This window comes from Pseudoduganella umbonata (genome assembly GCF_014192225.1).
Lineage (GTDB): Bacteria > Pseudomonadota > Gammaproteobacteria > Burkholderiales > Burkholderiaceae_D > Rugamonas > Rugamonas umbonata.
Map to the genome: position 1 here is coordinate 460371 of NZ_JACHXS010000004.1, position 26272 is coordinate 486642.

General features: G+C 67.6%; 20 protein-coding genes. 4 read left to right on the forward strand and 16 right to left on the reverse strand.

All coding sequences use genetic code 11. The annotated features are described in order from the left end of the window. Nucleotides 1-30: 30 nt before the first annotated feature. The 3 genes from FHS02_RS13800 to FHS02_RS13810 form a co-directional block, all read right to left on the reverse strand. Nucleotides 31-435: a C-glycoside deglycosidase beta subunit domain-containing protein gene (locus FHS02_RS13800; RefSeq protein WP_137317001.1), complete on the reverse strand. Its 405-nt coding sequence runs from the start codon at nt 433-435 to the stop codon at nt 31-33. Nucleotides 436-452: 17 nt separating this feature from the next. Further along, nucleotides 453-1442, reverse strand: coding sequence for a sugar phosphate isomerase/epimerase family protein (locus tag FHS02_RS13805; protein WP_137317000.1), 990 nt, complete (start codon nt 1440-1442; stop codon nt 453-455). A 113-nt stretch (nt 1443-1555) separates the two neighbouring features. Then, entirely contained in the window at nt 1556-2770 is a 1215-nt protein-coding gene (locus FHS02_RS13810; protein ID WP_137316999.1) for an MFS transporter, read from the reverse strand. Nucleotides 2771-3025: 255 nt separating this feature from the next. Here FHS02_RS13810 and FHS02_RS13815 point away from each other — a divergent pair, with 255 nt between their 5' ends. The 3 genes from FHS02_RS13815 to FHS02_RS13825 all read left to right on the forward strand — a co-directional run bounded on the left by FHS02_RS13815 (nt 3026) and on the right by FHS02_RS13825 (nt 6485). Next, nucleotides 3026-3934, forward strand: a complete 909-nt coding sequence (locus tag FHS02_RS13815) for a LysR family transcriptional regulator (protein ID WP_137316998.1) — start codon at nt 3026-3028, stop codon at nt 3932-3934. Between the two features lie 58 nt (nt 3935-3992). Beyond that, nucleotides 3993-5474 carry an MFS transporter gene (locus tag FHS02_RS13820; RefSeq protein ID WP_137316997.1) on the forward strand — a complete coding sequence of 494 codons (1482 nt, stop codon included), beginning with the start codon at nt 3993-3995 and terminating at the stop codon, nt 5472-5474. A 78-nt stretch (nt 5475-5552) separates the two neighbouring features. Further along, nucleotides 5553-6485, forward strand: a complete 933-nt coding sequence (locus FHS02_RS13825) for a TIM barrel protein (protein ID WP_137316996.1) — start codon at nt 5553-5555, stop codon at nt 6483-6485. A gap of 15 nt (nt 6486-6500) precedes the next feature. Here FHS02_RS13825 and FHS02_RS13830 read toward each other — a convergent pair whose 3' ends face one another. From FHS02_RS13830 to FHS02_RS13890, 13 genes are all read right to left on the reverse strand, one after another. Continuing rightward, nucleotides 6501-7175 carry a TetR/AcrR family transcriptional regulator gene (locus FHS02_RS13830; protein WP_137316995.1) on the reverse strand — a complete coding sequence of 225 codons (675 nt, stop codon included), beginning with the start codon at nt 7173-7175 and terminating at the stop codon, nt 6501-6503. A gap of 416 nt (nt 7176-7591) precedes the next feature. Further along, a complete protein-coding gene (locus FHS02_RS13835) occupies nt 7592-8371 on the reverse strand; it encodes a TIM barrel protein (RefSeq protein ID WP_217496871.1) in 780 nt (259 codons plus the stop codon). Beyond that, nucleotides 8368-9579 carry an MFS transporter gene (locus FHS02_RS13840; protein WP_137316994.1) on the reverse strand — a complete coding sequence of 404 codons (1212 nt, stop codon included), beginning with the start codon at nt 9577-9579 and terminating at the stop codon, nt 8368-8370. Before FHS02_RS13840 ends, FHS02_RS13835 begins: the two co-directional genes overlap by 4 nt. Nucleotides 9580-9590: 11 nt before the next feature. Beyond that, a complete protein-coding gene (locus FHS02_RS13845) occupies nt 9591-10571 on the reverse strand; it encodes a sugar phosphate isomerase/epimerase family protein (protein WP_137316993.1) in 981 nt (326 codons plus the stop codon). A 9-nt stretch (nt 10572-10580) separates the two neighbouring features. Beyond that, nucleotides 10581-11525, reverse strand: coding sequence for a sugar phosphate isomerase/epimerase family protein (locus FHS02_RS13850; protein ID WP_229422434.1), 945 nt, complete (start codon nt 11523-11525; stop codon nt 10581-10583). Nucleotides 11526-11555: 30 nt separating this feature from the next. Beyond that, nucleotides 11556-12233, reverse strand: a complete 678-nt coding sequence (locus tag FHS02_RS13855; protein ID WP_137316992.1) for a TetR/AcrR family transcriptional regulator — start codon at nt 12231-12233, stop codon at nt 11556-11558. 19 nt (nt 12234-12252) lie between these two features. Beyond that, nucleotides 12253-13971: an FAD-dependent oxidoreductase gene (locus tag FHS02_RS13860; protein ID WP_137316991.1), complete on the reverse strand. Its 1719-nt coding sequence runs from the start codon at nt 13969-13971 to the stop codon at nt 12253-12255. Nucleotides 13972-13979: 8 nt separating this feature from the next. Then, nucleotides 13980-14663, reverse strand: coding sequence for a gluconate 2-dehydrogenase subunit 3 family protein (locus tag FHS02_RS13865; RefSeq protein ID WP_137316990.1), 684 nt, complete (start codon nt 14661-14663; stop codon nt 13980-13982). A gap of 14 nt (nt 14664-14677) precedes the next feature. Next, the gene (locus FHS02_RS13870) at nt 14678-16858 is read right to left on the reverse strand and encodes a TonB-dependent receptor (protein WP_229422433.1); all 2181 of its coding nucleotides are present in this window, start codon (nt 16856-16858) and stop codon (nt 14678-14680) included. Nucleotides 16859-16997: 139 nt separating this feature from the next. Next, nucleotides 16998-17603: an NADPH-dependent FMN reductase gene (locus FHS02_RS13875; protein ID WP_137316989.1), complete on the reverse strand. Its 606-nt coding sequence runs from the start codon at nt 17601-17603 to the stop codon at nt 16998-17000. Continuing rightward, nucleotides 17600-20005, reverse strand: coding sequence for a beta-glucosidase (locus FHS02_RS13880; RefSeq protein ID WP_137316988.1), 2406 nt, complete (start codon nt 20003-20005; stop codon nt 17600-17602). The genes FHS02_RS13875 and FHS02_RS13880 overlap by 4 nt, the downstream gene beginning before the upstream one ends. 35 nt (nt 20006-20040) lie before the next feature. After that, the gene (locus FHS02_RS13885) at nt 20041-21135 is read right to left on the reverse strand and encodes an LLM class flavin-dependent oxidoreductase (RefSeq protein WP_137316987.1); all 1095 of its coding nucleotides are present in this window, start codon (nt 21133-21135) and stop codon (nt 20041-20043) included. Nucleotides 21136-21336: 201 nt separating this feature from the next. Next, nucleotides 21337-24270, reverse strand: coding sequence for a sensor histidine kinase (locus FHS02_RS13890; RefSeq protein ID WP_137316986.1), 2934 nt, complete (start codon nt 24268-24270; stop codon nt 21337-21339). A 276-nt stretch (nt 24271-24546) separates the two neighbouring features. Here FHS02_RS13890 and nhaA point away from each other — a divergent pair, with 276 nt between their 5' ends. Continuing rightward, nucleotides 24547-25773 (forward strand): Na+/H+ antiporter NhaA, encoded by a 1227-nt coding sequence (nhaA, locus tag FHS02_RS13895; RefSeq protein WP_217497008.1) that lies wholly within the window; start codon nt 24547-24549, stop codon nt 25771-25773. The last annotated feature ends 499 nt before the right edge of the window (nt 25774-26272 follow it).

The window sequence follows — 26272 nt, forward strand, 5'->3', positions numbered from 1 at the left end:
ACGAGCCCGCTGCGCCCGTGGCCGCGGTGGTCATGGCTGCGCGGCGCCGACGCTTGCACCGATGCTTGCAGCGATCGTGCAGCTTGTAACCGGGCTCCATGGCAGGTAAGAGATGCGCAGCTGCACCGCTGCGGTCACCTGGTGTTCGCCGGCCGGCAGGCCGCCGGGCTGCAGTACCGATACCTGCGCCACTTCGCCGAATTCCCACCGCTCCACGTACTCGGTTTCCAGTTCGTCGAGCGTATAGGTGCGGCCGCGCACCGTGAAGCGCACCTGGTCGCGCGGCACCTTCGCGCCGTCCACGGTCAGCGCGATATCCTCGACGGCCGACAGGATCTGGCCGCGGTAGTACGGCAGGCGCGCGCCCAGTTGCCAGCCGGAGCCGTCGTCCGCGTTGCGCACGCTGCCGGGATAGATGATGTGCTGGTCGTACATGGTTTTCTCCTTATTCTTCAGTCTTCGCCAAGCAGGCGCTTGAACATTTCCTGCTGCCGCCGTACCTGTTCGCGGCCATCGACCTCGAACGCGTCCTCGATATGGCGCTGGCCCTCGTATTCGCTGGACAGGTGGCCCTGGTAGCCCCCTTCTATCAGCACCGCGACGATTTCGTCGTAAGGGATGGCCGGTTCGCGGCCGCTGTCGTCGATCTCGTAGAACTTGGCGTGGATGTTGAAGATCCACGGCATGAATTCGAGCATGCGGCGCGGATTGCTCCAGATGTTGTGGCGCAGCGTCTCGGCCATCTGCAGGTCGACGGCATTGCCGCCCATCTTGCGCACGTCCATCAGCACGTAGTCGGCCAGCACGCGCGCCGCATGGGCTTCGAGGATGTGTTCGACGATCTTCGGCGTGGCGCCCATGCGCAGGAAGCGGTCGCGGAATACCGGCGGGTAGTGTTTCGTGTACATGCCCATGTCCGGCACGTAGCCCACGTGGTCGGAACCGGTGGCGCGCGTGAGCTCCGTGTAGCGCAGGATCCACGGGTGGTCGAAGTGGAACGGCGAATGCACCTCGATGCCCATGCGCACGTCGAGCTCCTCGGCCAGCGGCACGCAGGCCACCACCACTTCGGGCGGCGTGTTGACGATCACGCGCACGTTGCGGCAGCCGAGGCGCTTGGCGAAGCGCAGGTCGCGCTGCAGCGATGCCACCATCTCGTCGAAGTTCAGCCTGCGGTCCTTGTAGAGCTTCACGTCGAGGAACATGTCGTGGCACTGGGGGTACGCGCCATGCCGTTCCAGCGATGCGAACCAGCCGTCGATCTGCTGCTGCGGCACGTCGGGAAAGCCGCTGAACGATTGTTCGCTGACGACTTCGATGCCGCGCGCGCCGAGGCTGGCGGCGTGGGCGATGCAGTCGTCGAGTGTCATCTTGCGCAGGAACGTCTCGTACTGGTAGCTGTACAGGGAGACGCCGCGCTTGATGTCGTGGGGTTTGCTCATATGATCCTCGCTTGTTTTGGGATGCAAAAGTCCCTGGCCGGGTCGGGCCATGGTTGATTCGGGCTGGAAAACCGGCCGGTCCGCCGCAGCGTTCCGGCCCGTGGAGGGAGGCGCTAGGAGAACGCGCCGGAAGGCGCGGGCGGCCGGCGCAGGCGCAGCAGGCAGGCGCCGATGGCGAACACGCCGGCGACGATGCCGAAGGCCAGGAACGCGGCCTGCAGGTCGCCGACCAGGCCGCGCATCGCGTTCACGGCGGCCGGCGACAGGAACTGGGCGACGAAGAAGGAACTGGCCCACCAGCCCATGCCCTGGCCGCGATGCTCGAACGAGAACTTGCTCTGGGTCCAGGCGATCAGCGCCGGCACGATGATGCCGTTGGCCAGCTGCTGCACGAAGGCGAAGGCCAGCGCCACTTTATAGTCGGGTGCGATGCCGATGCCGCCCAGGCCGATCGCGTAGCACAGGAAGACCAGGAAGATCTGCGCGCCGGCGCCGTAGCGCGTGGTCAGCTTGAACACCACCGCGCCGATCGGTACGCCGATGCTGGGAATGGCCATCCACAGGCCGATCGATTTCGGATCGCCCACGCCCATCTCCTTGAGGAGCAGCGAGAAGTTAATGACCTGCACGTAGTAGATCGTCGACAGCACCACCGTCACGCCGCACACCATCAGCGCCACCCTGTAGGGGAACGGCGTGGCCGGCGCGGCGCCCGGCGCCCTGGCCTGCCGCGGCCCGCGCGTGCCCGGCTCGAACAGGTAGACCAGGCTGGCCAGGAAGATCGGGATGGCCACGCCATACACGAGGAACGGGAATTGCCAGCCCTGCGCGGCCAGGAAGCCGGAACCGGCGATCGTCAGCGTGCCGAGCATCGAGCCGACCACGCCCTGGATCATCAGCCAGCGGTGGCGCGCCTGCTCTTCGAAATAGTCGGCCAGCAGCGTGTTGACGACGGTGAGCACGCCGGCTTCGCCGATGCCGATCACGAAGCGCCCCGCCACCACGGCCCAGAAGTCGTCGATGAAGAACGGCATCAGGCCGCCGCAGCCGTAGAACGCCATCGCCCACAGCAGCAGCTTGCGGCGGCCGAAGCGGTCGGCGATCGCGCCGGCGGCCGGGGCGAACAGCGCGATGCAGGCGCTGGGGGCCGTGATCAGCAGCGGCACCATCAGCTTGGCATTGGGAACGTCGTGGAAATGCGCCAGCAGCGTGGGCAGCGTGGGGGCGAGCGCGATGATCGCCATCACGGGCAGGAAGCCTGAAAAAACCAGGATCCAGCCCTGGCGCCAGTCGGCCTGGCGGACTGCTTGAGGACCGTTGTTCTGCATCTTTGTCTCCGTCGGTTGTAGGTTTCTACCTGTACGGCTCTGCGGCCGTTCGAACTGGTTAAAAATCAGAATTCGAATTATGATATCGCTTTCCTTGGGGTTTTCCCATCAAAAAATTTATCCACGCTACCGGATTGTATGGATAGCTGATATCCAAAACTTGAATAGCCCTCCGGCCCTGTCGCCGGGCGGTTTCTTGGCTATATTCGGAGCGTTTTTTCACCCGACCACGCACTGGAGCGTACTGGAGATGCAATGCGTTTCAACAAGCTCGACCTGAACCTGCTGGTGATCCTCAATGCGCTGCTCACCGAGCGCAACATCACGCATGCGGCCGAAAAGGTGTTCCTCAGCCAGTCGGCCACCAGCAGTGCGCTGGCACGGTTGCGGGCCTATTTCAACGATGAGCTGCTGGTGGCGGCGGGCCGCCAGATGATGCTCACGCCGCGGGCGCGCGACCTGGTGGAACCGGTGCGCGAAGTGCTGATGCGCATCGATACCACGATCGCCACCCAGCCCGTGTTCGACCCGGCCAGCGAGTCGCGCGACGTGGTCCTGCTGGTGTCCGACTACACCACGGCGGTGCTGGTGCCGCCGCTGCTGGAAACGCTGTACCGTGAGGCGCCCGGCCTGCGCGTGCACCTGCGCCACCAGCAGGAAAAACCGGCCGACCTGCTGGAGCGGGGCGAGGCCGATTTCCTCGTCATCCCGTCGCAATACCTGTCGAAGGACCATCCGTCGGCCGCGCTGTTCGAGGACGACTACCTGTGCGTGACGTGGGAAGGCAACAGCCGCGTGCGCGACCGCCTGACGTTCGACGATTACCTGGCCTGCGGCCACGTCACGGCCGCCTTCACGACGGGCAATCCGCTGGCCACGTTCGACGGCTGGTTCATGGAGAGCTTCGACGTGAAGCGCCGCGTCGAAGTCACGGCGCCGACGCTGACCGCCCTGCCCTCGCTGGTGGTCGGCACCGACCGCATCGCCACCGTGCACCGGCGCATCGCGCTGCAGGCGCAGCGCACGCTGCCGATCCGCCTGTGGGAACCGCCGCCGCGCATCCCGCGGCTGGTGCAGATGCTGCAGTGGCACAAGCACCGCAACAACGACCCGGCGATCCGCTGGATCCGCGAACAGGTCATCGCCATCGCCGCCACCGTTTGACCAACCGCGGCGCCGTTGTAAACGTTGCAAACGGCGCCTGAACAACCTGGATACAGAAATGAACGATACCGTTACCGCCACGGAGGGCAGCGCTTTTGCCGCCGCCGCGGCATTCACCCCGCGCCGCCGCACGCTGGCCCTCGTGGCAGTCGCGCTGGCCTTCGTGATGGACCTGCTCGACACCACCATCATCAACGTGGCGATACCGTCGATCGAATCGGGCATCGGCGCCAGCAAGGCGGCACTGGAATGGATCATCGCCGGCTATGCGATGGCGTTCGCCGTGCTGCTGATCGTCGGCGGCCGCCTGGGCGACAGCCTGGGCTACCGCCGCATGTTCCTGGCCGGGATCGCGCTGTTCACGCTGACATCCGTGGCGTGCGGCCTGGCGCCGGATGCGCTGGCGCTGCAGGTGGCCCGGCTGCTGCAGGGCGTCAGCGCGGCGCTGATGGTGCCCCAGGTGATGGCGCTGGTGCAGGTCATGTACCCGCCCGAGCAGCGCTACAAGGTGTACACCGTGTTCGGCTTCCTGGGCGGCTTTTCCGCCGCGCTGGGGCCGATCGTGGGCGGCCTGCTGATCGACGCCAACTGGTTCGGCCTGGGCTGGCGGCTGACCTTCCTGATCAACCTGCCGATCGGCCTGTTCAGCCTGGCCGCCGGCTGGCTGCTGCTGCCGCCGGGCCGTGGCGTGAACGCCGGGCGCATCGACCTGGGCGGCGCCGCGCTGTCCGTGCTGGTGCTGTTCGCGCTGCTGGCGCCGCTGATCGAAGGCCCGACACGCGGCTGGCCGGCCGGCCTGGTGGCGCTGCTGGGCGCCACCGTGCCGCTGGCCTGGGGCACGGTGCGCTACCTGCGCTGGCGCCAGGCCACGCGCGGCAACGCCCTCGTCGACCCGGCACTGCTGAAGCGCCGCAAGGTGGCGATGGGCCTGCTGTGCACGCTGTGCATCAATCCGGTCCTGCCCGGCCACCTGCTGGCGATGACGTTCGTGCTGCAGACCGGGCTCGGCATGAGCGCCGCCGACATGGCCTACGCCTGCGCACCGATCGCCGCCGGCGCGATGGGCGGCATCGTGCTGCTGGGCCCCTGGCTGTTCCGCCGGCTCGGCGTGCGCGTGATGCTGATCGGCACTGGCGTGTCCTGCGCCAGCCTGGTGCTGGCGGCATGGTCGGTGCATGGCGGCCAGCTCGCCTACGTGCCCCTGCTGCTGGCGCAGTTCGGCATGGGCCTGGGCATGGGGCTGTGCGGGCCGCAGCTGTCGAACGCGACCCTGCAGGATGTGCCGATGGCCGATGCTGGCGTGGCGGCCGGCCTGTTCACCGCCGTGCAGCAGATTGCCGGCGCGGTGGGCGTGGCACTGACGGGCTGGGTGTTTTTCCATGCGGCGGGGATCGGCAGCGCCGCGGCCGCGCGCTATGCGGAGGCCTACCTGCATGCACTGCCGGTACTGCTGGTGCTGCTGGCCATGGCGATGTACCTGACGACGCGGCTGGCGAGGGTCATGCCGGCCACGGGACAGCGGCCGGTGCATGGCCATTGAGGCTCTCCTTGGCATGGCGGCCGGTCTCGCTCAGCGAAGGCGGCTCCGGCGTTTCCATAACCCTGCAAAAGGCAAACCATGAAATCAGTCAGTTCCCACCGCAGGCAACTGCTGGCGTTCCTCGGCGCGTCCGGTGCCGCCATGCTTCTGCCGGCAAGACCGGCACACGCCTACCCGTCCTTTCCGCCACTGCGCGGCAGGCTGCGCCAGGGCCTGACACCGCACCTTTTCAATGCCGATCTCGACGATACCTGCAGGATGGCCGTCGCACTGGGAATCAAAGGGCTGGATTTCGTCAGCGACCCCGCCGACTGGCCCCTGCTGAAAAGGCATGGGCTGACCATGACGATGCTGCGCGTGGATCATGGCGGCGGGCTATCCCGCCCCGGCAGGGCGCCTGCGGGACCGCCCGGCTGGAATGCGATCGGCACGCCGGACCAGGGTGGCGCATTCGAGGCGGCGCTGCGCGACCGGATCGATGCCGCGGCCCTGCACGGCATCCCGAACATCATCCTTACCTGCGGCGACCGTGCCGCCATCGGCTATGAAGAGGGCAAACGCAATGCACTGGCCTTCCTGCGCCGGGTCAGCGCACAGGCGGAACGGCGCGGCGTCACGTTGACGATCGAGAATATCAACTCGGGCCACAGCGGCGGCCCCCCTGTTCCGCCCGGCAGCATGTTCGACCACCTGTCCTGGGGACTGGACGTGGTCAGCAAAGTGAACTCGCCAGACGTGAAATTGCTGGTCGACCTGTACCATGCCCAGCTCATGGACGGAAACATCACGAACTTCCTGCGTGCCAATATGCAGTGGATCGGTCATTTCCATACGGGTGGCGTGCCCGGGCGGAACGAGATCGACGACACGCAGGAACTGAATTACCGGCACGTTGCCCGCGTCATTGCCGAGCAGGGCTTTACCGGTTTCGTCAGCCATGAATGGAGTCCCTCGGCAGGCATGGACAAGTTGACGGTCCTGCGAAAATGCATCGAGATCATCGACGTCTAGACCGCCGGACGATCGCTAGCGCCCGGGCTTGAACAGCAGGAACGCCAGCAGCATGTCGGAAAGGTCTCCCAGCAGTTGCCGCCAGTCCGACAGTTCGTCCTGCGTGGCCGAATTGCTGCCGAACGCATTGCGGCCGATGCTGTCCAGGCCAAGGAAGCGCGCCTGCGTGGCATAGATGAGCAGCATGCCCGTTTCGACGGCGCGCTCCGGGTGGGCATGGCGGATCTCGTCGCGGCACGCCAGAATCAGGCGGATGAACATCGCATGATTGTCAAACGCCGCCTTCTTGCCCGCCGCGCCGATCACGGGATCGGTGGAACCGCGCAGCATGAACGAGCGCAGCACGCTGGCGTGTTCCTTGAGGAGGTTGCCGAGGCTCGCCACAACGGCCGGCACCACCTGCGCAAGGCCGCGCGCCTCGGCGGCGATGCGGTCCGCTTCGACGGTGAACTGTTCGGCCAGGTTTTCCAGGAAGCGCACCTGCACCACGCGCAGCAGCTCGTCCTTGCCGTCGACCCGGCCATACAGCGAACCGGTGGAAACGCCGGAGCGCTGGCAGATTTCCGCCAGCGTGATCTGGTCGTACGCGCGTTCGCGCAGCAGTTCGATCGTGGCAACGATGATGCGCTCGAACGATTCGCGGCTGCGGCCCTGCTTGGGCACGCGGGCATGGGCGCTGATGGGTGGCATGGAAGTCGCGGGAAGGTGACGGTTGAGGGAAGGCGGGACAGCGAGAGATTATAACCAGAACTCCGGTTATGAAGAAGCGCCCCCGCCCTGCGGTGCGCCGGGGCGGAAGGTAAAAATGAAGGTATGCCAGGACCGGTGACAGGCTCTCATCACCGCCGATGACGTTCGCGTCCCTGGTGTCGGACACCGGTTTCATGGTGTCGGACACCGGTGTTTGCATGAGTGCTGCCGGCACGCTGGAGAAAACCGGTGTCCGACACCGAAGAACCGGTGTCCGACACCAGCGCGCCGAAACCGGTGACAGGCTCCGGTTTTTTTGCAATATTTCCTGGAAACTGGTGTCTGTCACCGGTTTTTTTGCAATATTTCCTGGAAACTGGTGTCTGTCACCGGTTTTCGTTGCTTGGACTTGCGTGTCAGCCGGCCAGGCCCAGCGCCTTGCGCGCCGCGGCCAGCGAGGCGGCGTCGGGCAGCGTGGGGAAGTATTCCAGCCCGATCTCGCCGCCGTAGCCTTCGTCGCGCAGGGCCGACATTAACTGCCCCCAGTCGATCTTCCCGGTGCCCGGCTCGTGCCGGCCTTCGGTATCGGCGACCTGCACGTGGCCCACCAGCGCGATGCGCCCCCTGATGGCCGGCCCGAACGCCTCGCCCGTCTGCGCGGAGTGGTAGGCGTCGGCCAGCAGGCGCAGCGCCGGGCTGTCGACGGCGGCGACGATATCGAGGCCGCGGCCGATCGTGTCGACGAACATGCGCTGGCCGCCGACGATCATGTACACGGGTTCGAGCCACAGCATGGTGCCCGATTCCTCCGCCAGTGCCGCGGCGCGCTTCAGCACCGCGACCACGGCGTCGAACTGCTCCTGCTCCGGCACGCCGGGCCGGGTGAAGCCGGAAGCGACGATCATCGCCGCGCCGTCGAAACGCCGGGCCACCGGGATCGCGTCGGCCACGGCCGCCAGCACGGCATCGTGGTCGGCGGGATCGGCGAGGCTGCGGCGCGGGTCGACGCAGAAGCTGCGCAGGCGCACGCCGCCCTCGCGCAGCGCCGCTTCGATCGCGTCGAGCGGCTTGTCGCGCCACAGGTGGAATTCCACGGAGGTCACGCCGGCCGCGCCGGCGGCTCGGATGCGCGAGGCCAGGTCCGCGCCGGCGTCGGCGAACATCCATTCGATACAGGCTGCCAGTTGCATGGTCATTTCTCTTTCAGGTGAATGATGGCGATGGCCAGCGCGGCGGCGGCGCACAGCGCGCCCACCACGGCCACGCTGCCGAGGAAGGTGAAGCCGAAGCTGCCGATCAGCGTCAGCAATGGCGGGCTGAGGAACTGGCCCAGGAAGAACGCCCCGCCCCACAGGCCCATGCCGCGGCCGCGGTGTTCGAAGCCGTAGTGCTGCAGCGCCCACGTAACGAGCACCGGCAGCATCAGGCCGCCGCCGACCTGGCCCAGCGCATCGAGCGGCAGGCCGGTGAACAGGCTGGGCGCCCAGGCCACGCCGACGTAGCTGACGCCGTAGAAGGCCAGCACGACGGCCATCCACATCGTCACCGTCATGCCGGCGCAGCGCTTGAACAGGTAGCCGCCCAGCACGGTGCCCAGGCTGGCGACGGTGGCCAGCACGCTGATGCGTTCCGGCGAGGACACGCCCATGTCGGCGAAGATGCGCCCGTGCTGTACCGCCTGCACGAAGAACACCAGCGCGAACAGGATCGTCACGCCGCACACCAGCAGCGACACGCGCCACGGGAACGGCGTCGCGGCCGGCCGCGCCGCGCCGGTTGCGGCCCTGCGGGGCTCCGCGCACACGAAGAACGCCAGCGCGAACACGGCGAAGCCGCTCAGGTACAGCAGGAACGGATAGCGCCAGTGCATGCCGGCCAGGAAGCCGCCCGACAGCAGGATGGCCGAGCCGATCAGCGGCGCGAACATGTTCTGGTAGCCCAGCCACTTCTGCCGCTGCTCGCCCTCGAAATAGTCCCCCATCAGCGCATTGCCCACGGTGAGGATGGCCGCTTCGGCCAGCCCCACGATCACGCGGCTGGCGACGATCAGCAGCAGGCTGTCGAACAGCATCGGCGCGAGGCCCAGCAGCGCGAAGGCGAACAGCGACACCAGCAGCAGCCGGCGCCGCCCCCAGCGGTCGGCGATGGCGCCCATGAACCCGGAGAACAGCGCCACGCACAGCGAGGGAATCGTGATGATCATCGGCACCAGCAGCTGGAAGTTCGGCACCGCGGAAAACTGCTGGAACAGTTGCGGCAGGCCCGGTACCAGCGCGGCCAGCGCCAGCGTGGGCATGGCCATGATCGCCATCAGCGCGATGCCCTGCGCCGTGCCGGCCTGGCGCGGCGATGCCGCACTGCCGGCGGCGGCGCCGGCCGCCTCGGTAGTTGGGTGCGGATGCATGGCGGCTCCGGTCAGCGATGAGCGTGCGCGGGCACCGGGTCCAGCACGTTCTGCCGGTACCAGGCGTTGAGCATCATGCCCGATGCGATCGGCTCCGGCCCCTTGTCGCTTTCCACGACGACCCAGCCGGCGTAGCCCAGTTCGCGCATCGCCGCCAGCAGCGCGGGGAAGTCCACCAGGCCGGTGCCCATCTCGCCGAACCAGCGCGGTACTTCGCGCTCGCCGCCCGCCGCGATCATTGCCCGCTCGGCGTTCGGCAGCCGGTATTCGCCCAGCGTGTCGACGGCCAGCGCATCCTTGAAGTGGAAGTGCACGACCCTCCTGTGGAAACGGCGGTACAGCGCCACCACGTCGTGGCCGGCGATGGTCAGTTCCGCCGTGTCGACCGCCAGGCCGACATGGTCTTTGTCGCACAGCTCCAGCAGGCGTTCCAGTTCCGCGACCGAGCGCAGTGCGGACAGCGCATCGACATGCAGCGCCGTCTTCAGGCCCAGCGATGCCGCCATCGCGCCGACCTCGTTCCAGCACGCGGCGGCGGCCGCTATGCGCGCATCGTCGAGCGCGCCCTCCTTCCAGAACGACGGGAAAGGCCGCACGACGAGCACCTCGCCGCCCAGTTCGGCCAGCATCTGCGCATGGATGCGCGCCTGCGCCACAATGCGGTCCCGGTCGCCCGGCTGCGTGCTCATCAGGCCGAAATGCAGTTCCTCGAAACTCATCACGGTGGGATCGAAGAATGTGCTGGGCACGCGGTTGATGCCGAGTTCCTTCAGCTTGAGGCGGAAGTGCGCCGCCGAACCGTAGTTGATCGCGACGTTCTCCGGGCGCCCGATCGGATCCCAGCGCCCGCTCCCCGCATTCAGCTCCACGGCATCGAAACCGCAGGCGGCCGTGACCTTCAGCGCCCGCTCGATTTCTTCCAGGCGGGCGAAGCTCGTGAAGCCGGCCTTCCACTGGTTGACCCCATAACCCCATTTGATCTGCTGGTTCATCCATTCACCTCATGCGTAGATTTTTTTCAGCACATGCTGGATATACCAGGCCGACAGTGCCGTGCTTTCCGGGTAGTTGCCGCCGCCGACATCGGCCTTGTCGTGCTCGACGCCGACCCAGCCCTCGTAGCCGCACTCCTTCATCGCCGCCATCAGCGCGGGGAAATCCACCAGGCCGCCCGGCGTACCCATCTCGTGGAACCAGCGCGGCGTGGTCGGCGCCATCACCTCGGCGTCGGGCTTGCGGCGGTAGTCGCCCGTCAGGTCGACGTGCTTCGTGTCCTTCATGTGGAAGCCGCCGCAGCGTTCGTGCAGCGACAGGTACAGGTCGACCGGGTCGACGCCGGCGATCACGTGCTGCGCCGTGTCCAGGCACAGGAACACGTAGCGCGGGTCGGTCCATTCGTAGAACTTGCGCAGCTGCTCGGCCGAGCGGATGCCGCAGAAGAACTCGTGGTGGCAGCAGGTCTTCACGCCGTACTCCAGCGTCATCTTGCCGACGCGGTTCCACAGTTCGGCGCAGGCGCGCAGCTTGTCGTCGGTGACCGGCTCGACGTCGTAGTACAGGCCGGCCGGCATGACGATGAAGTTCTCGACGCCCAGGCCGGCGCTGGAACGCATGATGTGCTGCGCATAGTTGAAGATGTGGTCATGCGTGGACCGCACGTGCGGGGCGCTCTGGCGCTCGTCGTACATCACCGCATGGAACAGGCTCAGCACCCGGTCGATGCCGCGCTCCTGCATGAAGGCACGGGCGTTCTCCAGCGACCCGAACAGCTCGCGCAGCGGGCCGAGGTGGAAGTCGAACGTCTCGATCGCCTCGAAGCCGAGGGCGGACACCTGTTTCAGGAACGCGTCGAAACGTTTTACCGACGTGTATTGCGACAGCTGGCCCTGCGGCGTGTCGATGCGCCAATGGTCCATGTAGGCCCAGCGTAGTTTCGGGGTTGTCATCTGCTGCCCTTTCAATAATTGGAATTCTGGTTATAAATTTGTCGGGTGAAAGATCGTCGGTTGCGAGGCTGGCGAGAACGTCAGGTATGCCAGCATCATGTCGCTCAGGTCCTGCAGCAGCGCGTCCCACTCGCTGGCGACGAGCTCGCCGGTGGAGCTGTCCAGCCCCAGCGAACGCGCCTGGGCGGAATAGATCAGCAGCATGCCGCTGGCCACGGCACGTTCGGGCTGCGGGTGCCTGATCTGCGCCGCATGCCGCATCAGCAGCGCCGTGAACCGCGCATGGTTTTGCTGCGCCGACCGCTTGCCGAGCTCCTCGATCGCCGCGTCCGCCGCGCTGGCCTGCATGAACGAGCGCAGCACGCCGGCGTTCTCGCCGAGCAGCTTGCCCAGCGCGGTTACCACGGCAGGCACGGTCTGCGCCAGCCCATGCGTTTCACGGGCGATGCGCACCGCATGGGCGTCGAACTGCAGGGCGAGCCGCTCCAGGAAAACTTGCTGCACGGCGCGCAGCAGGTCTTCCTTGCCGCCGACACGCCCGTACAGCGAACCCGTGGAGACGCCGGAGCGTTCGCAGATTTCGGCCAGCCGCACCTGCTCGTAGGGGCGCTCGCGCAGCAGGCCGATGGTGGCCTCGACGATGCGCTCGAACGAGCGCTGGCTGCGGCCCTGCTTCGGTGGCCGGACATGGCCGTCGATGGCGTGCATGGGATATCGCGCACGGCGGCTAGATGCGGCCGGCCTTGAGCTGCGCGACCGCGTAATCGACCGCGCGCGCCGTCAGCGCCATGTACGTCAGCGACGGATTGACCGTCCCCGCCGACGCCATGGCCGCGCCATCGGTGACGAACAGGTTGTCCACCCCATGCACCTGGTTGTGCGCATTGAGCACCGAGTCCGCGGGGTTGTGCCCCATGCGCGCGCCGCCCATCTCGTGGATGGACACGCCCGGCATGGTGCGCACCGGGATCAGCTGCACGCGCTCGGCGCCGGCGGCCTTCAGCATCTGCTCGGCCTGTTTTCCCGCATCGACCGCCATTTTCCGCTCGTTCTCGCCATAGGCCACGTCGAAGCTCAGTTGCGGCAGGCCGAAGTTGCCGGGCTTCCTGTCGTTCAGCGTGACGCGGTTGTGCGCCTGGGGCAGCTGTTCGCCGAACGCGCCGAGGAACGCCACCCACTTGCCGGGGCGGGCGATGTTGTGCTTCATGCCGGCGCCGAAGTCGTCCGTCAGCGCGGCCGTATTGGTCCAGTCGTCGCGCATGGCGCCGCCCTGGAAGCCGTAGCCGCGCGTGAAATCGGCATCGTCGTCCTGCCGGCCGAGGTTGCGGAAACGGGGAATCAGGATGCCGGTGGCACGGCGGCCCTTGTAGTTGCGGTCTTCGAAACCCTTGATCTCGCCGAACGCCGCGACGCCATGGTGGTCGACCAGGTAGCGCCCCAGCATGTCGCTGTGGTTGCCGATACCGTTCGGATTGGCCGCGCCGCGCGACTGCAGCAGCACCTGCAGCGTGCCGTAGGTGGAAGCGCAAAGGAACACCACGCGCGCCTTGAACGTCATGCGCTCGCCGCTCTTCGCATCGATCACGCGCACGCCGGTGGCCCGTTTCGTGCGCGGATCGACGTCGATCGATTCGACCACGCTGTCGGTGCGGATCGTCAGCCGGCCGGTTTTCTGCGCTGCCGGCAAGGTCGAGCTGAGCGAGCTGAAATAGGCGCCGAACGAGCAGCCGCGGTTGCAGATATTGCGGTTCTGGCACTGCCCGCGGCCATTGTGCTCGACCGTCAGGTTGGCGACGCGGCCGATGGTGACCCGGCGCTCCTTCCACTTCGCCTCGATGCGTTCCTTGAGGGCCCGCTCCAGCGCCGTCATCTCCATCGGCGGCAGGTATTCGCCGTCGGGGAAGTGCTCCAGGCCTTCCGGCTGGCCGCTGACGCCGATGAATTTTTCCACGTGGCTGTACCACGGTGCCAGGTCGGCGTAGCGGATCGGCCAGTCGTTGCCGTGGCCGTCGCGGGCATTGGCCAGGAAGTCGTCGTTGCCCCAGCGGTACGATTGCCGGCCCCATGTCAGCGACCGCCCGCCCAGCACGTTGGTGCGGTGCCAGCGGAACGGCTTGACCTGTTCGTACGGATTTTCGCGGTCGTTGATCCAGTAGTGGCGGTTGGCCCAGCTGAACGCACCCCGCTCGATCTTGCTCTGGATCTCATAGTCGCGCGCATACAGCTCGCGCTCCGGCAAGCCGCCGTTGGGCGCCTGCCATGGCGGCGTGAATTCGTGCACGTAACCGGTCTGGTGCTCGACCTTCGCGCCCCGTTCCAGCACCAGCACCTTCAACCCTTTTTCGGTCAGTTCCTTCGCGGCCCAGCCGCCGGTGATGCCGGAGCCGATGACGATGGCGTCGAACTGCGCGCCCTTGCCCCCGCTTTTGTTTCCCTTGTTGTTCATGGCGGTCCTCAGATGACGACCTGGTAGGGCCAGGTCTTGATATCGACGTTCGATTCGAATTTGCCGGGCACCGGCAGGTAGCGCAGTTCCTGGTTGCTGCCCGCCTCGGACGTGAAGTAACCCAGCACGGCCAGGTCGCGCAGGCGCAGGTAGAACGGCGCTTTCGGGTCGAGGACGCGGTCGGCCAGCGAGAACGTGCGCCCGCCGTATGGGCTGGCGGCCCGCAGGGCCTGCATCAGCTCTGCGCCCTGCTCCGGCGTGCAGTCGGCGAAGCCGCGCTGCCAGCGCTGGCGCGCGCTGTCGTCCAGGCTTGCCAGGCCGGCGCGGAACAGGGCCGCTTCGTCGTCCGTCATCCAGCCCGCCACGAGCGCGCCGATGAACTGCGGCACGCCCGCTTCCTTCGCGCCCGGCGTGTCGGTGGCGGGAATGATTACCTGCGCCGCGGCCGCGAGGATGGCGGTTTCGCCGGCGCTCAGGGCGGGCCGCGCGGTGGCGGCCGCACCCGCGGCCTTCAGCGCGGCAGCCGCCGCCGAACCGGTCCACGTGGAAGCCAGCGTGGCGCCGGCCAGCAGTGCGGCCAGCACGTCGCGGCGCGACACGCCCCCCGGGTGTGCGTGTTCATGTGGGTGCTCATGTGCATTGTTAGCAGTGGCCGGCCTGCGCCGGGAGAACAGCACTTTACTGATCGTCATGGAATACCTTTCTGTCAGAACTGCATGCCTGCACGCAGGCCGTAGGTGCGCGGCGCACCGATCCCGAAGCCGCCCGGTACCAGGCTGTCCAGCGTGATGGCGTTTTCGAGATTGCGCACGTAGGCCTGCACGTGATATGCCTGCGACGGCGCCGTCCAGGTCGCGCCGATATCGCTCTTGCGGTAGGAAGGCTGGCGGTAGCGCACGCCGGCCGAGGGATCGCTGAGGAAGTAGGCGCCATTGAGCCGCGTGCCGATGCGCGCCTGCAGCGTGGCGCCGCCGTCGAAGGCGAACGTATGCACGTAGCCGAGCGTGGCGTTGTAGGCCGGCGCCCGGTCGATCCGCTGGCCGGACCAGTCATCCGTGGCGTTCGGCCGGTAGGCCTTGAACTTGCCGTCGGCGGTGGCGACCGAGAAGTTGATGCGGTCGTCCGGCGTCGGATGCCAGCTGCCTTCCAGCTCGACACCCTTGATGCCGGCGTTCGATGCATTGGTGGTCAGCACGCCGCAGCCGTCCGTGGCGCTCGCGCCGGTACACACGACGGAAGTCAGCTGCATGTCCTTGTAGTCGTAATGGAAAGCGGCCGCACTGAGGCGCAGACGGTTGCGCAGGAAGCGTCCCTTGATGCCGGCCTCGATGGACGTGATGTTTTCCGGCTTGTACGGCGAGCCGCTGGTGTCGTTGAACCCGCCGGCCTTGTAGCCGGTCGACACGCTGCCATACACCATCACCGCCGGTGCCAGGTCATAGTCGGCCGCCAGCCGGAAGTTCGATTTCGCGCTTTCCACGTGCGCGCTGTAGCCGGGCCCCGCCAGGCTGCCGCTCAGCGGATCGTGGCCGGACTTTTCGTCGCGCGTGGTGCGCGCGCCCACCGTCAGGCGCAGCCGGTCGCCGGCGCGCCACGTCAGCTGGCCGAACGCGGCTTTCGAGCGGCTGGCGATCGTCGGCGAGAACGGCAGCGAGATCAGCGGGCCCGGCGTCACGGTGTTGTAGGTCGACGCGCGGAAGATGTCTTCGGTGAAGTGATAGACGCCGGCCACCCAGTTCAGCGCGGCGCCGGCCGGCGCGCCCAAGCGCACCTCATGCGTGCGCTGCGTCGATTCGCCGCTGATCGGGTTGTACATCGGGAAGCCGAAGTAGGTGCCATTGTTCAGCTGCTCCACTTGCGCATGCAGCCGGGCGAACTGGTACGTGAGGTCGGCCACTCCGCCCAGCCCGGTCTTGAATTCGGAGCGCAGCGACGTCGCCGTATTGTTCCGGTACGAACCGGCGTCCGCGAAACGGGCCGCGGCGGTCGCTTGCGCGGTGGCACCGCGATCGACATACACGGGATTGGCCAGGTTGTTGCCGCCCAGGATGGGCGTGCCGCTGAAGAAATTCGCCAGCGGTACCGAGCTGGCGCCGTTGCCGCCGTTCCTGCTGCGTTCCGCCGTCAGCAGCCACGACGTGGCGGGTGCGAACGTGAACAGCGCATGCAGCCGCGCCGCGTTGTCGTCACGGTCGTCCAGCCCGATGGTGTTGGGGCCGCGCTTCAGGTAGGTGTCGCGGCTGATCTTCGCCGCCGCCGCGCGCAGCGACAGCGTGGCGTTGACGGGAATGTTGATCACGCCTTCGACATGGCGGGCGTTGTAGTCGCCGATCTCCACGTCCACGCGGCCTTCCAGCTTGCCGGTCGGCTTGTTGGTGATCAGGTTGATGGCGCCGGCGGTGGCGTTGCGGCCATACAGCGTGCCTTGCGGGCCGCGCAGCACTTCGACGCGTTCCAGGTCGAGGAAGCTGCCCAGCTGCGCCTCGCTGCGGCCGACGTAGGCACCGTCGACGTTGAAGGCGGTCGACGAATCGCCCTTTTCGGTGGTGTCCAGGCTGACCACGCCGCGGATCGCCACCTGCAGCATTCCCGTGTCCGTGGTGATCTGCACATTGGGCGCCAGTTCCGCCAGCGCCACCGCATTGGTGGCGCCGGCCTGGCGCAGTTCGTCGCCGCCCAGCACGGACAGTGCCAGTGGCGTTTTCGATGCCGGCTGCGCGGTCTTCTGGGCCGTGACGATCACTTCCTGGATCGGGCCTTCCGGCACCGGGGTTTCCTGGGCGGCAGCGCCGGCTGCCATGGCGCAGGCAGCGCAGGCAGTAAGGATGGCATGGTGCGGCCGGACGCTACCGGCGCGCAGGGGGAAGCCTGCTACGGTTGTTGGCACTGTTGTCTCCACTGTTCTTGCGCTTGTTCTTGCGCTGTTCTTGCACAGTTTTTCCGCACGCGCCCGTTATGGCCGGGCGTCACGCGCTGTCGAGCATACCATTTTCAGAACCAGAATTCTTGTTTTTTAATTCCTGATGCTAATTCCCCGGCATGGGGCTGCGCACGCCCACCACCTGTTCGGCCAGTGTGCGCAGGCTGGCGCCAACCTGCGCATCGAGGCACTGCCCGTCGCCGTCGAACAGGCGCACGCCGGCGGTGTTCAGCGTCACGCCCAGCGGCGTCGGCCAGCCGCGCAGCGCGTGCACGATCGAGCGCATCGCGGCCAGCGTGGTATTGCAGCCCTGCCAGCCGGCGGCGGTGACGATGCAGCCCACCGGCATGCCGTCCAGGTACACGCGCTCGTCGGCGCGCAGGTCTTCCAGCAGGTCGATGGCGTTCTTGACGAGGCCGGAGACGCCGCCGTGGTAGCCCGGCGAAGCGAAGATCACCGCGTCGGCGCGGCGCACCGCTTCCACCAGAGCGCGCTGGCCTTCCGTGCGTTCGCCCTGTTCCGGCGAGTAGCCGGCCAGCGCGGCCAGCGCCTCGCCGCCGAACAGCCGGGTCTCGGCGCCCAGTTCTTCGGCGTGCCGCAGCGTGGCGCGCAGTGCGCTTTCCGTGCTGGATCCGGGGCGGGTGGTGCCGCCGATGCCGACGACGAAGGGTGTCCGGCCGCTGGCGCGCGCCGCATTGGTGGTGTGGTTCATGATGCGTCTCCTTGTAGTGTGATGGATACCGACAGCGGCAGGTCGGCACTGGAATGGCCCACCAGCAGGTGGACGGGACCTTCCAGCGTGTGCCAGCCGGCGCGCCAGACCTGCAGCCGGCGCAGCGGGATGGGAATGACGACGTTCGTCGCGGCGCCCGCCTCCAGCCACACCTTGGCGTAGCCGGCCAGCGTCAGTTCCGGTACCGTGCGGTACACCTGCACGACTTCCGCGCCGGCACGCGTGCTGGTGTTGCGCAGTGTGACGGTCAGTTCGCAGCCATCACCGGTCGCGCGCACACAGGCGTCGCGCAGGTGGAAGGCGGCATAGCCGAAGCCGCCGCCGAAAGCCTGGCGCGGCGCGATGCCGCGTGCCGCCAGCCCCCGGTATCCGAAGCGCACGCCATCGCTGTAGTGCAGGTCGCCCTGCGCATCCGGCCGCAGCGACAATGCCGGGTAATCGCCGTCGTTGCGGGCGATCGTGACGGGCATGCGCCCGCCCGGCTCGCGGTCGCCGGCCAGCACCTGCGCCAGCGCGTTGCCGAATTCCTGGCCCGGATACCAGCAGTGCAGCACCGCCGCCGCCTGGCCTTCCCAGCGCGTATCGAAGGCATGGCCGACATTGGTGACGACGACCGTGCGCGGATTGGCCGCGCACACCCGTTCGATCAGCACCAGCTGTTCGGCCGGCAGGCAGGTATCGGCGCGGTCCTTGCTCTCCACGCTGGCATCGGACGTTTCGCCGACCACCAGGATCACCGCATCGGCATCGCGGGCCGCCTGCACGGCGTCGGCCAGCATCGCCTCGGCCGTTCCCGGTGCGCGCACGCCGTACCACAGGCCCTGGCAGCGGGCCGCCGTGTAACGCAGTTCCACGACTACGTCCACCGCGCGGCCGGCTTCCAGCACGATGCCGACACTGTCCGCGTCGCCGCTCTTCAGGCGGCCCATGACGTCGCCCGGCGCCAGCTGCTCGTCGCGGCGGAACACTTCGACGCCGTCGACCAGCAGCCGCAGCGCACCCGTGCCGCCCACATGGAAGCGGTGCTGGCCGGTCTCCGTGGCGGTGAAGATGCCGCTCGCGCGGGTGCCGGCGTCGGCCTGCAGCGCCCCGGCTTCATGCACGCCGTGGAACCATGTCAGCGAGTTCGTATCGCGCGTCTCGCTCAGCAACGGCGGGCCGGCGAAATCGGCATTGTCGAAGTAGTCGATGGTCATGCCGCGCGTGCAGCCGTCGGCCAGCATTCGCGCCGGCCGCACGGGCATGCGCGGCAGCTTCGGCTGCGGATCGACGCCGGGCGTATAGCTGTCGATGGCGGCGCCGAAGCGCGCGCGCAGTGCATCGATCGGCAGCACGGCATCGGGCTTGACGGCGATCTTGGCGAAGGTTCCGCCCTGGAAGCATGGCGCGCTGGCGTTCGGGCCGATCACGGCGATACGCTGCGCGCGCGCCGGGTCGAGCGGCAGCAGGCCGCCTTCGTTGCGCACCAGCGTGAAGCCGGCGGCGGCCGCTTCGACCAGCAGTGCGGTGGCGGCGCCGTCATCGAGCGGCTGGCCTTTTTCCGCGCCAAAGCGCCGCGCCGCAGCGGCCACGCGCCGGGCGGCATCCTGCAGGCGCTCCAGCGGCACCTGCCCTTCGGCCACGGCACTGGCGCTGCGCGCGCCCAGGAAGCGCGCCGGTCCGGGCATCTCCAGGTCCAGGCCGCCGTTCAGCGAAGCCGCCGTCGAGTGGGTGCCGAACCAGTCGCTCATGAACACGCCGGGGAAGCGCCATTCGTCCTTGACGATATCGCGCACCACCGGCCCGGCCTCCGCGCACCACTGGCCATTGATGCGGTTGTAGGCGGTCAGCATGCCGGCGCACCCGGCCTGCGCGGCCATCTCGAACGGCAGCAGGTAGACTTCGCGCAGCGTGCGCTCGTCGACCACGGCATTCATGCGGTCGCGCTCCGTTTCGCTGTCGTTGCAGACCAGGTGCTTGGCGATGGCGCCCGTGCCGGCGGCCTGGCAGCCCTGCACCCACGCGGCGCCCAGCGTGCCGCACAGCAGCGGGTCTTCGGAAAAATACTCGAAGGCGCGGCCGGCCAGCGGACTGCGCGCCAGGTTCAGGTTCGGCGCCAGCATCAGGTCGACGCCGCGGCGCACCGCTTCGCCGCCCACCAGCCGGCCCACCCTCTGCACCAGCGCCGGGTCCCAACTGGCGCCCAGCGCCATTGGCGCCGGCGTCAGCAGCGAGACATCGCGCTCGTCGATGCGGGCGCCGGCCACGCCCATCGGCCCGTCCGCCATCGACAGCGAAGCGATGCCGGCATCCGGAATGGCCGGCGTGGTCCACATCGTCGCGCCGGCGGTCAGTGTCGCCATCTCCGCGACGGTCAGCTCGCGGCTCTGTTCTTTTGTCATGCCTGTCTCCCCACTCTTTTTTCGATGCGGTGTGGTTACTTGAAGGCTGGCAGCACGTGCCCGGCCAGCAGGCGCAGTGTCTGGTTGGCGTAGGCCAGGCGCTGTCCGGTCAGCGGGCCGGTCACCGTGCCGCACAGGATGTTGCCGATGCCGACTTCCTGGTAGGCGCGCAGCTTGGCGATCACCGTTTCCGGGCTGCCGTACAGGCACCACGTGGCCATCCACTCCTCGGTCAGCGCATGGCCGGTGCGGTCGGTCTTCTTGTTCGCATCGTCCGCCTCGGCCTTCGCATTGAAGGCGGCTTCGCGGTCGATGGCTTCCTGGTACGAGGCCAGGATTTCCAGCACTTCGCTGTGCGCCTGCTCGTCGGTCGGCGCCAGGTGCACGCACTGGTAGCTGTGCGTGGTCCACGACAGCGCATCGGCCACCGTATCTTCCGGATGCCCGGCGGCGAGCAACTGCTCGTGGTAGCGGCCGAAGTACTTCTTCACGTGGCTGAGCGGGTCGGTGCCGCCGATCTGCGGCGGCGTGAACGCCGGGATGAACGCGGGCCAGCCATTGACGGCGGCGCGCGTGGCGCTGCTTTCCTTCATCGCCACCGGCATCAGCCGCGCGTGCTTCTGCCCGTAGGGCGCCGGCGCGATGCGCTGCAGCACCCTGCCCTTGTGGAAGCCGTCCAGTTCGACGGGAGCGTCGTCGACCGTCTTGTTCCACAGGGCTTCGGCGGCCTGCAGGTTTTCTTCCGCGATGCGGCCGGCATCCTTGTAGTTCACGCCGAAGCCGATCATCTCTTCCGGCGTGGTACCGGAACCGATGCCGACCAGCAGCTTGCCCTTCGTCAGGTGATCGAGGATGTTGATGCGCTCGACGAAGCGCACCGGATGGTGCAGCGGCACCGAGGTGACGGAAAAGCCGAAGTGCATGTCCGGCAGCTTGGCCACCAGGTACGAGGCGAACATGTAGCTGTCGCTGGCCACCGGCATGTAGCCGTTGAAATGATGGTCCGGCAGGAAGATGGCATCGAATCCCAGCTCGCCGGCCAGTAATGCGTGCTCTTCCAGGTCGGCGATCAGCTGTTTGTCCGCGTCGGCACTCATGGTGCGCGCGTTGAGGAAGACGGAAAAGCGCATGGTGGTTCCTTTGACTTGGTGGCGGAGTGGATCCTGTTATTTAGAATCCGAATTACAGTTATAGTATTGCCGGTGTTTTTCCAAGTCAATGCCGTTGGCGTGCGGCGGGTATGGATTGCATGGATACCTGGAATCGACGGCACGGGCCGCTGCGCGTGGCAAAACGGCCACACTTCCACACCGGGGACAGTCCCCGAATTTTTACAACAGGTTTGCCGCAGGCACGCTGAACGATACCGTGCAGCCGCGCCCTGCTTCGCTGTCGATGCGCAGCGTGCCGCCGAGCCGGGCGATGCGTTCACGCATGCCGACCAGACCCCAGTGCCCCGGCCGGCCGGCCTGCGCCAGGCCGGCATCGATGCCGCAGCCATCGTCGGCCACCGCGCCTTCGACACCGCTTGCCGAAGCATGCAGCGATACCACGATGCGCGCCGCGCCCGAATGCGTGGCGCTGTTGACGAGCGCTTCGTGCAGCACGAAGTAAAGCTCGTCGGCGATTTCATCGCCGAGCAGGTCGACGCAGCCGGAGAGCGCCAGCTCCACCCGGCGTTTCACCGCCGGATCGAGTCCATCGACGGCGTGCGCCAGGCGCGCGGCCAGCGACGGCTGCACCGCTTCGCGCCGCAGGTTCATGACTTCGTCGCGGGTTTCCTCGATTACGAGATCGGCCCGCGCCAGCGCCTTGTCCAGCGCTTTTTCTTCCGGCGTGCCTTTCGGCATGCGCATCAGCACCGCATGGCAACTGAGGACCAGGCCCTGCACGCCCTGCAGCAGGTTGTCGTGCAGGGTGCGGGCGATGCGTTCGCGCTCTTCGGTCCGCGCTGCCGTTTTTTCCGCGGCGCGGCGCGCCGCCGCGGCGATGCGCCAGCGATACAGCGCGAACAGCAGCGATACGATGGCGAAGATGACGGTGCCACGGAACCATGCCGTCTGCCACACCGTGGGCGCGATGTGGAAGTCCAGCGTGGCACCCTTCTCGTTCCAGACGCCATCCTCGTTGGCGGCCAAGACCTGGAAGCGGTAGTCGCCCGGCCCGAGATTGGTGTAGCGGGCGGCGCGCTCGGCCTGCGGCTCCTGCCATTCCTGGTCGACGCCAACCAGGCGATAGCGGAAGCGCACCCGTTCCGGGATCGACAGCGCGGTGGCGGCATAGTGGATTTCGATGCCCGTCGTTCCCGGTGCCAGCGTCATGCCCTGCACGGCGTTCCAGTTGCCGCCGCGCGTACGCAGCGATTGCACCAGCACGGTCGGCGGGCGCGGATTGCGGCGGATGGCGGCCGGATCGATCCAGCCCACCTGCGACGCGGTCGCATAAAAGACCTTGCCGTCCGTGGCGACGCTGAGCGACGGCAGCGGGCGGATCTGCGCCACCTGGCCGCGCAGGCCGTCTTCGAAGCTGAACACTTCCCACGGCAGGCGGTACCCGGCATCGGCCCGGAAGCGGTCGAGGGCTTCGGCCGCGACGCGGAACAAGCCGTCCGGGCCGTGCAGCCACAGGTCGCCGCGGCGGTCCGTGCCCATCCCCGAGATGCCGAGGAATGCCGGCATGTGTTCCGGCACCAGTGGCCGGGCGGCGCCATCGTGCAGCCAGACGACGCCCCGGTCGCCGCCCACCAGCAGCCCGTCGCCGTGCTCCAGCAGGCAGAGGATGTTGCCGACGGTACCGGCGAGACCGGTGGCGGTCACGCGGACGCCGCCGGCGGTCAGCTCGCCAAGGCGGCCATTGGTGAAGCCCAGCCAGGTGCGCCCGGACGCGCCGGCCAGCATGCTGACCGGCGTTGCGTCGCCATCCGGGATAGCGGCGTCCAGCTTCGTCCACGTGCCGTTCGCGAACTGGAACAGGCCATGCCGGACGATCGACACCCACAGTTTCCCGGCTTTGTCCGCCGTAATGCCCTGCACTTCGAAATCCTTGCCGACATGCGCGGGCAGCGGCCACGAGGCCGTCCCGGCCGGCGTCAGGTGAAACATGCCGTCCGGGCCGCCGAGCCATACGCTGCCGGCATGTTCGCGATACATGGCGGTGACGCCGGTCAGGCCGGGCAGGCGCTCCCCTCCGCCGCCGCCGATCCGGTACACGCCGCCGTCGGCGCCGCTGGCAACGAGCATTGCGTCGCCGAGACCCGGCCCGGCCAGGAATCCCAGCGCGGTAGCCGGCAGCGGCACTTCGTTCAGGCGGCGCACCCGATAGCGCTCGACGCCGTCGAGCGTGGTCACCCACAGGTTGTTCTCGCGGTCGACCAGCGTGCGCGCGACCATCCGTCCCGGCAGGCCGCCGCCGTCGAAGGTCTGGGCCGCATGCAGCGCGCCGTCCGCCCCGGTACGCAACAGCGTGGTGCCCTGGCTGAGCCACGCCCAGACGGTGTCATCGGGCCCCTCGAACAGCATGTGGTCGCGGCCGTAGCCGACGGTGTTGGGCCACGCCGTCGGCACGGCGCTGGATGAAAAGCGTGTGAGCTGGCCATTGCCCGTGTAGACGGACAGCTTGCCGCCGACGATGGTCGGAGCGGCATTCTGCGGCAGCGCAGCCACGTGCCGGAATCGCGCGGTGCCCTTCGCCATTGCATACAGGTTCGAGTTCGACACGACCCACAGCGTGCCGCCGGCATCGAACCTGGTCCACAGGATGTAGCTCTGCGGAGCATGCAGCCCGTCCATCACCGTCCATTTTCCCCTGCCTGCGTCGAGCCTTGCCAGGCCCGTGCTGGCGCCGGCGTACAGCACATTGTCCGGCCCCACGGCGAGTGCGCCGATCGCGCCGGCGGGCAGGCCATCGGCCCTGGTGTAGTGGCGTGCGCCGCCGCGCGTGAACTCGGAAACGCCGCCGAACTGGTAGCCGACGGCGATGCCGTCGCGCGTGGCCACCACCATGACGAGGTTGTTCGACGGCAGACGATGGCCATATACCGTCTCGTGGCGCGTGAAATGCGCGCCGTCGAAACTGTAGAGGCCCGCCACGGTAGCGAACCACAGCATGCCGTCCCGATCCTGAGCGATGCCATAGGCCGATTGCGGCGCGCCATCGGCGCGCGTCCAGATGCGGCGCTCGAACGACGGCGCCGCGATGGCCGAACCTGTTGTCGCCAGCATCCACAGGATCACCAGCCCGAACAGGACGAAACGACGAACCAGCATGCTTTCCCTCTCCAATGACAGGGGGCGCAGTGTAACCGCTGGGCGCCGGCGGCGTGAACTGTGCGACTGGCCTGCCGGCAACGACGTATAATTACTGCCGGGTGATCATGCCGTTCGGGCATGACAGGATTCGCGCTGGTCGGGCCGCCACGCGGCTTTTTCGCGACCACCCATGAGCCATCTTCCTCTTTCTCTGCCGCTTCCCTCCCTGCCCGTTCTGTCCCTGCCCGTTCTGTCGGTGTCCGTCCTTTTCCCTGCCGCTCCGGAGGCCGCATGATGCGCATCGAGCGGCGCCTGTCCGACACCTTCAAGGCTTTCGCTTCGTCAAGCAAGGCCGGCGGCATCGTGCTGATCCTGTGCACCCTGGTCTCGCTGGTGATCGCCAATTCGCCGATGGGTCCGGCCTATCTCGGCTTCTGGCATCTGCCTGTGGCGGGACTGAGCATCGAGCACTGGGTCAACGACGCGCTGATGGCGATCTTCTTCCTGCTGATCGGCCTGGAGCTCGAGCGCGAACTGTATAACGGCGAACTTTCCGACCTGCGCACCGCGCTGCTGCCGATGCTGGCTGCCGCCGGCGGCATCGCGGTACCCGCGCTGATCCACTTCGCCTTCAATGGCGGCACGCCAACGCAGGCCGGTGTCGGCATTCCGATGGCGACCGACATCGCCTTCGCGCTGGGCGTGCTTGCCCTGCTGGGCAACCGGGTGCCGGCATCGCTGAAGATCTTCCTCACCGCGCTGGCGGTGATGGACGATCTCGGGGCGATCGTCGTCATCGCGCTGTTCTATACCGCCGAGGTGTCGTTCGCGTACCTGCTTGGCGCGCTGGCGGTGTTCGGCGCCCTGCTGGCCATGAATCGCATCCTGCGCGTGATGTCCCTGCTGCCCTACCTGCTGGGCGGCGCGCTGATGTGGTTCCTGATGCTCAAGTCCGGCGTGCACGCCACCATTGCCGGCGTGCTGCTGGCGTTCGCGATTCCATATTCGGCACGGCAGGACGATGCGCAGTCGCCATCGCACCGCCTCGAGCATGCGCTGCACAAGCCCGTCACGTTCCTGATCCTGCCCGTCTTCGCACTGGCCAATACCGGCATCGCGATCGGCGCGGGATGGATGTCCGCCCTGCTGGATGCGAACAGCCTGGGCATCATCCTCGGACTGGTCGCGGGCAAACCGGCCGGCATCTTCCTGTTCACCTTTGCCGCGGTATCGGCCGGCCTGTGCCGGCTGCCGCTCGACCTGGCGTGGCGCCACGTGCTGGGCGCGGGGCTGCTTGGCGGGATCGGTTTCACGATGTCGATCTTCATCACCAACCTGGCGTTCGCCGGCCAGAGCGATGCGATCGACTCTTCGAAGATGGCGATCCTGGCGGGATCGCTGGTGGCCGGCATCGCGGGATTTGCGTGGCTGAAGGCGATGGGGAAGCCGCTGGCGCTGGATACGGATATGGAGACGATGGACCTGGAGGTGGATGGGCAGGTCGATGGCCGTTCGCGGTAGGGGCGGGATGAAGGCAGGGGCCAGGCGAAGCCGAAGGCTGGCGAAGGCCGAAGGCTGGCGAAGGCCGAAGGCTGGCGAAGGCCGAAGGCTGGCGAAGGTCTAAAGCCTGGTCAGGGTGGGAACGCCAGCGCGAAGCGCTGTCGAGGCTGGCGCGAAGCGCCAGCAGATGGGCGATTCGGAGAGCCCCCGCGCCTGCAGGCGCGTGGTCTTCGAATCCCACCCTCTCCGTCCGAATAAACAAAAAAAGGCCACCCGCAGGGGTGGCCGATATAGACGACGCATGCGCCGCGCGCCCTCGGCGCGCGAAGCTGGCGCTGAAGCGCCAGCAGATGGGCGATTCGGAGAGCCCCCGCGCCTGCAGGCGCGTGGTCTTCGAATCCCACATCTCCGTCCGAATAAACAAAAAAAGGCCACCCGCAGGGGTGGCCGATATAGACGACGCATGCGCCGCGCGCCCTCGGCGCGCGAAGCTGGCGCTGAAGCGCCAGCAGATGGGCGA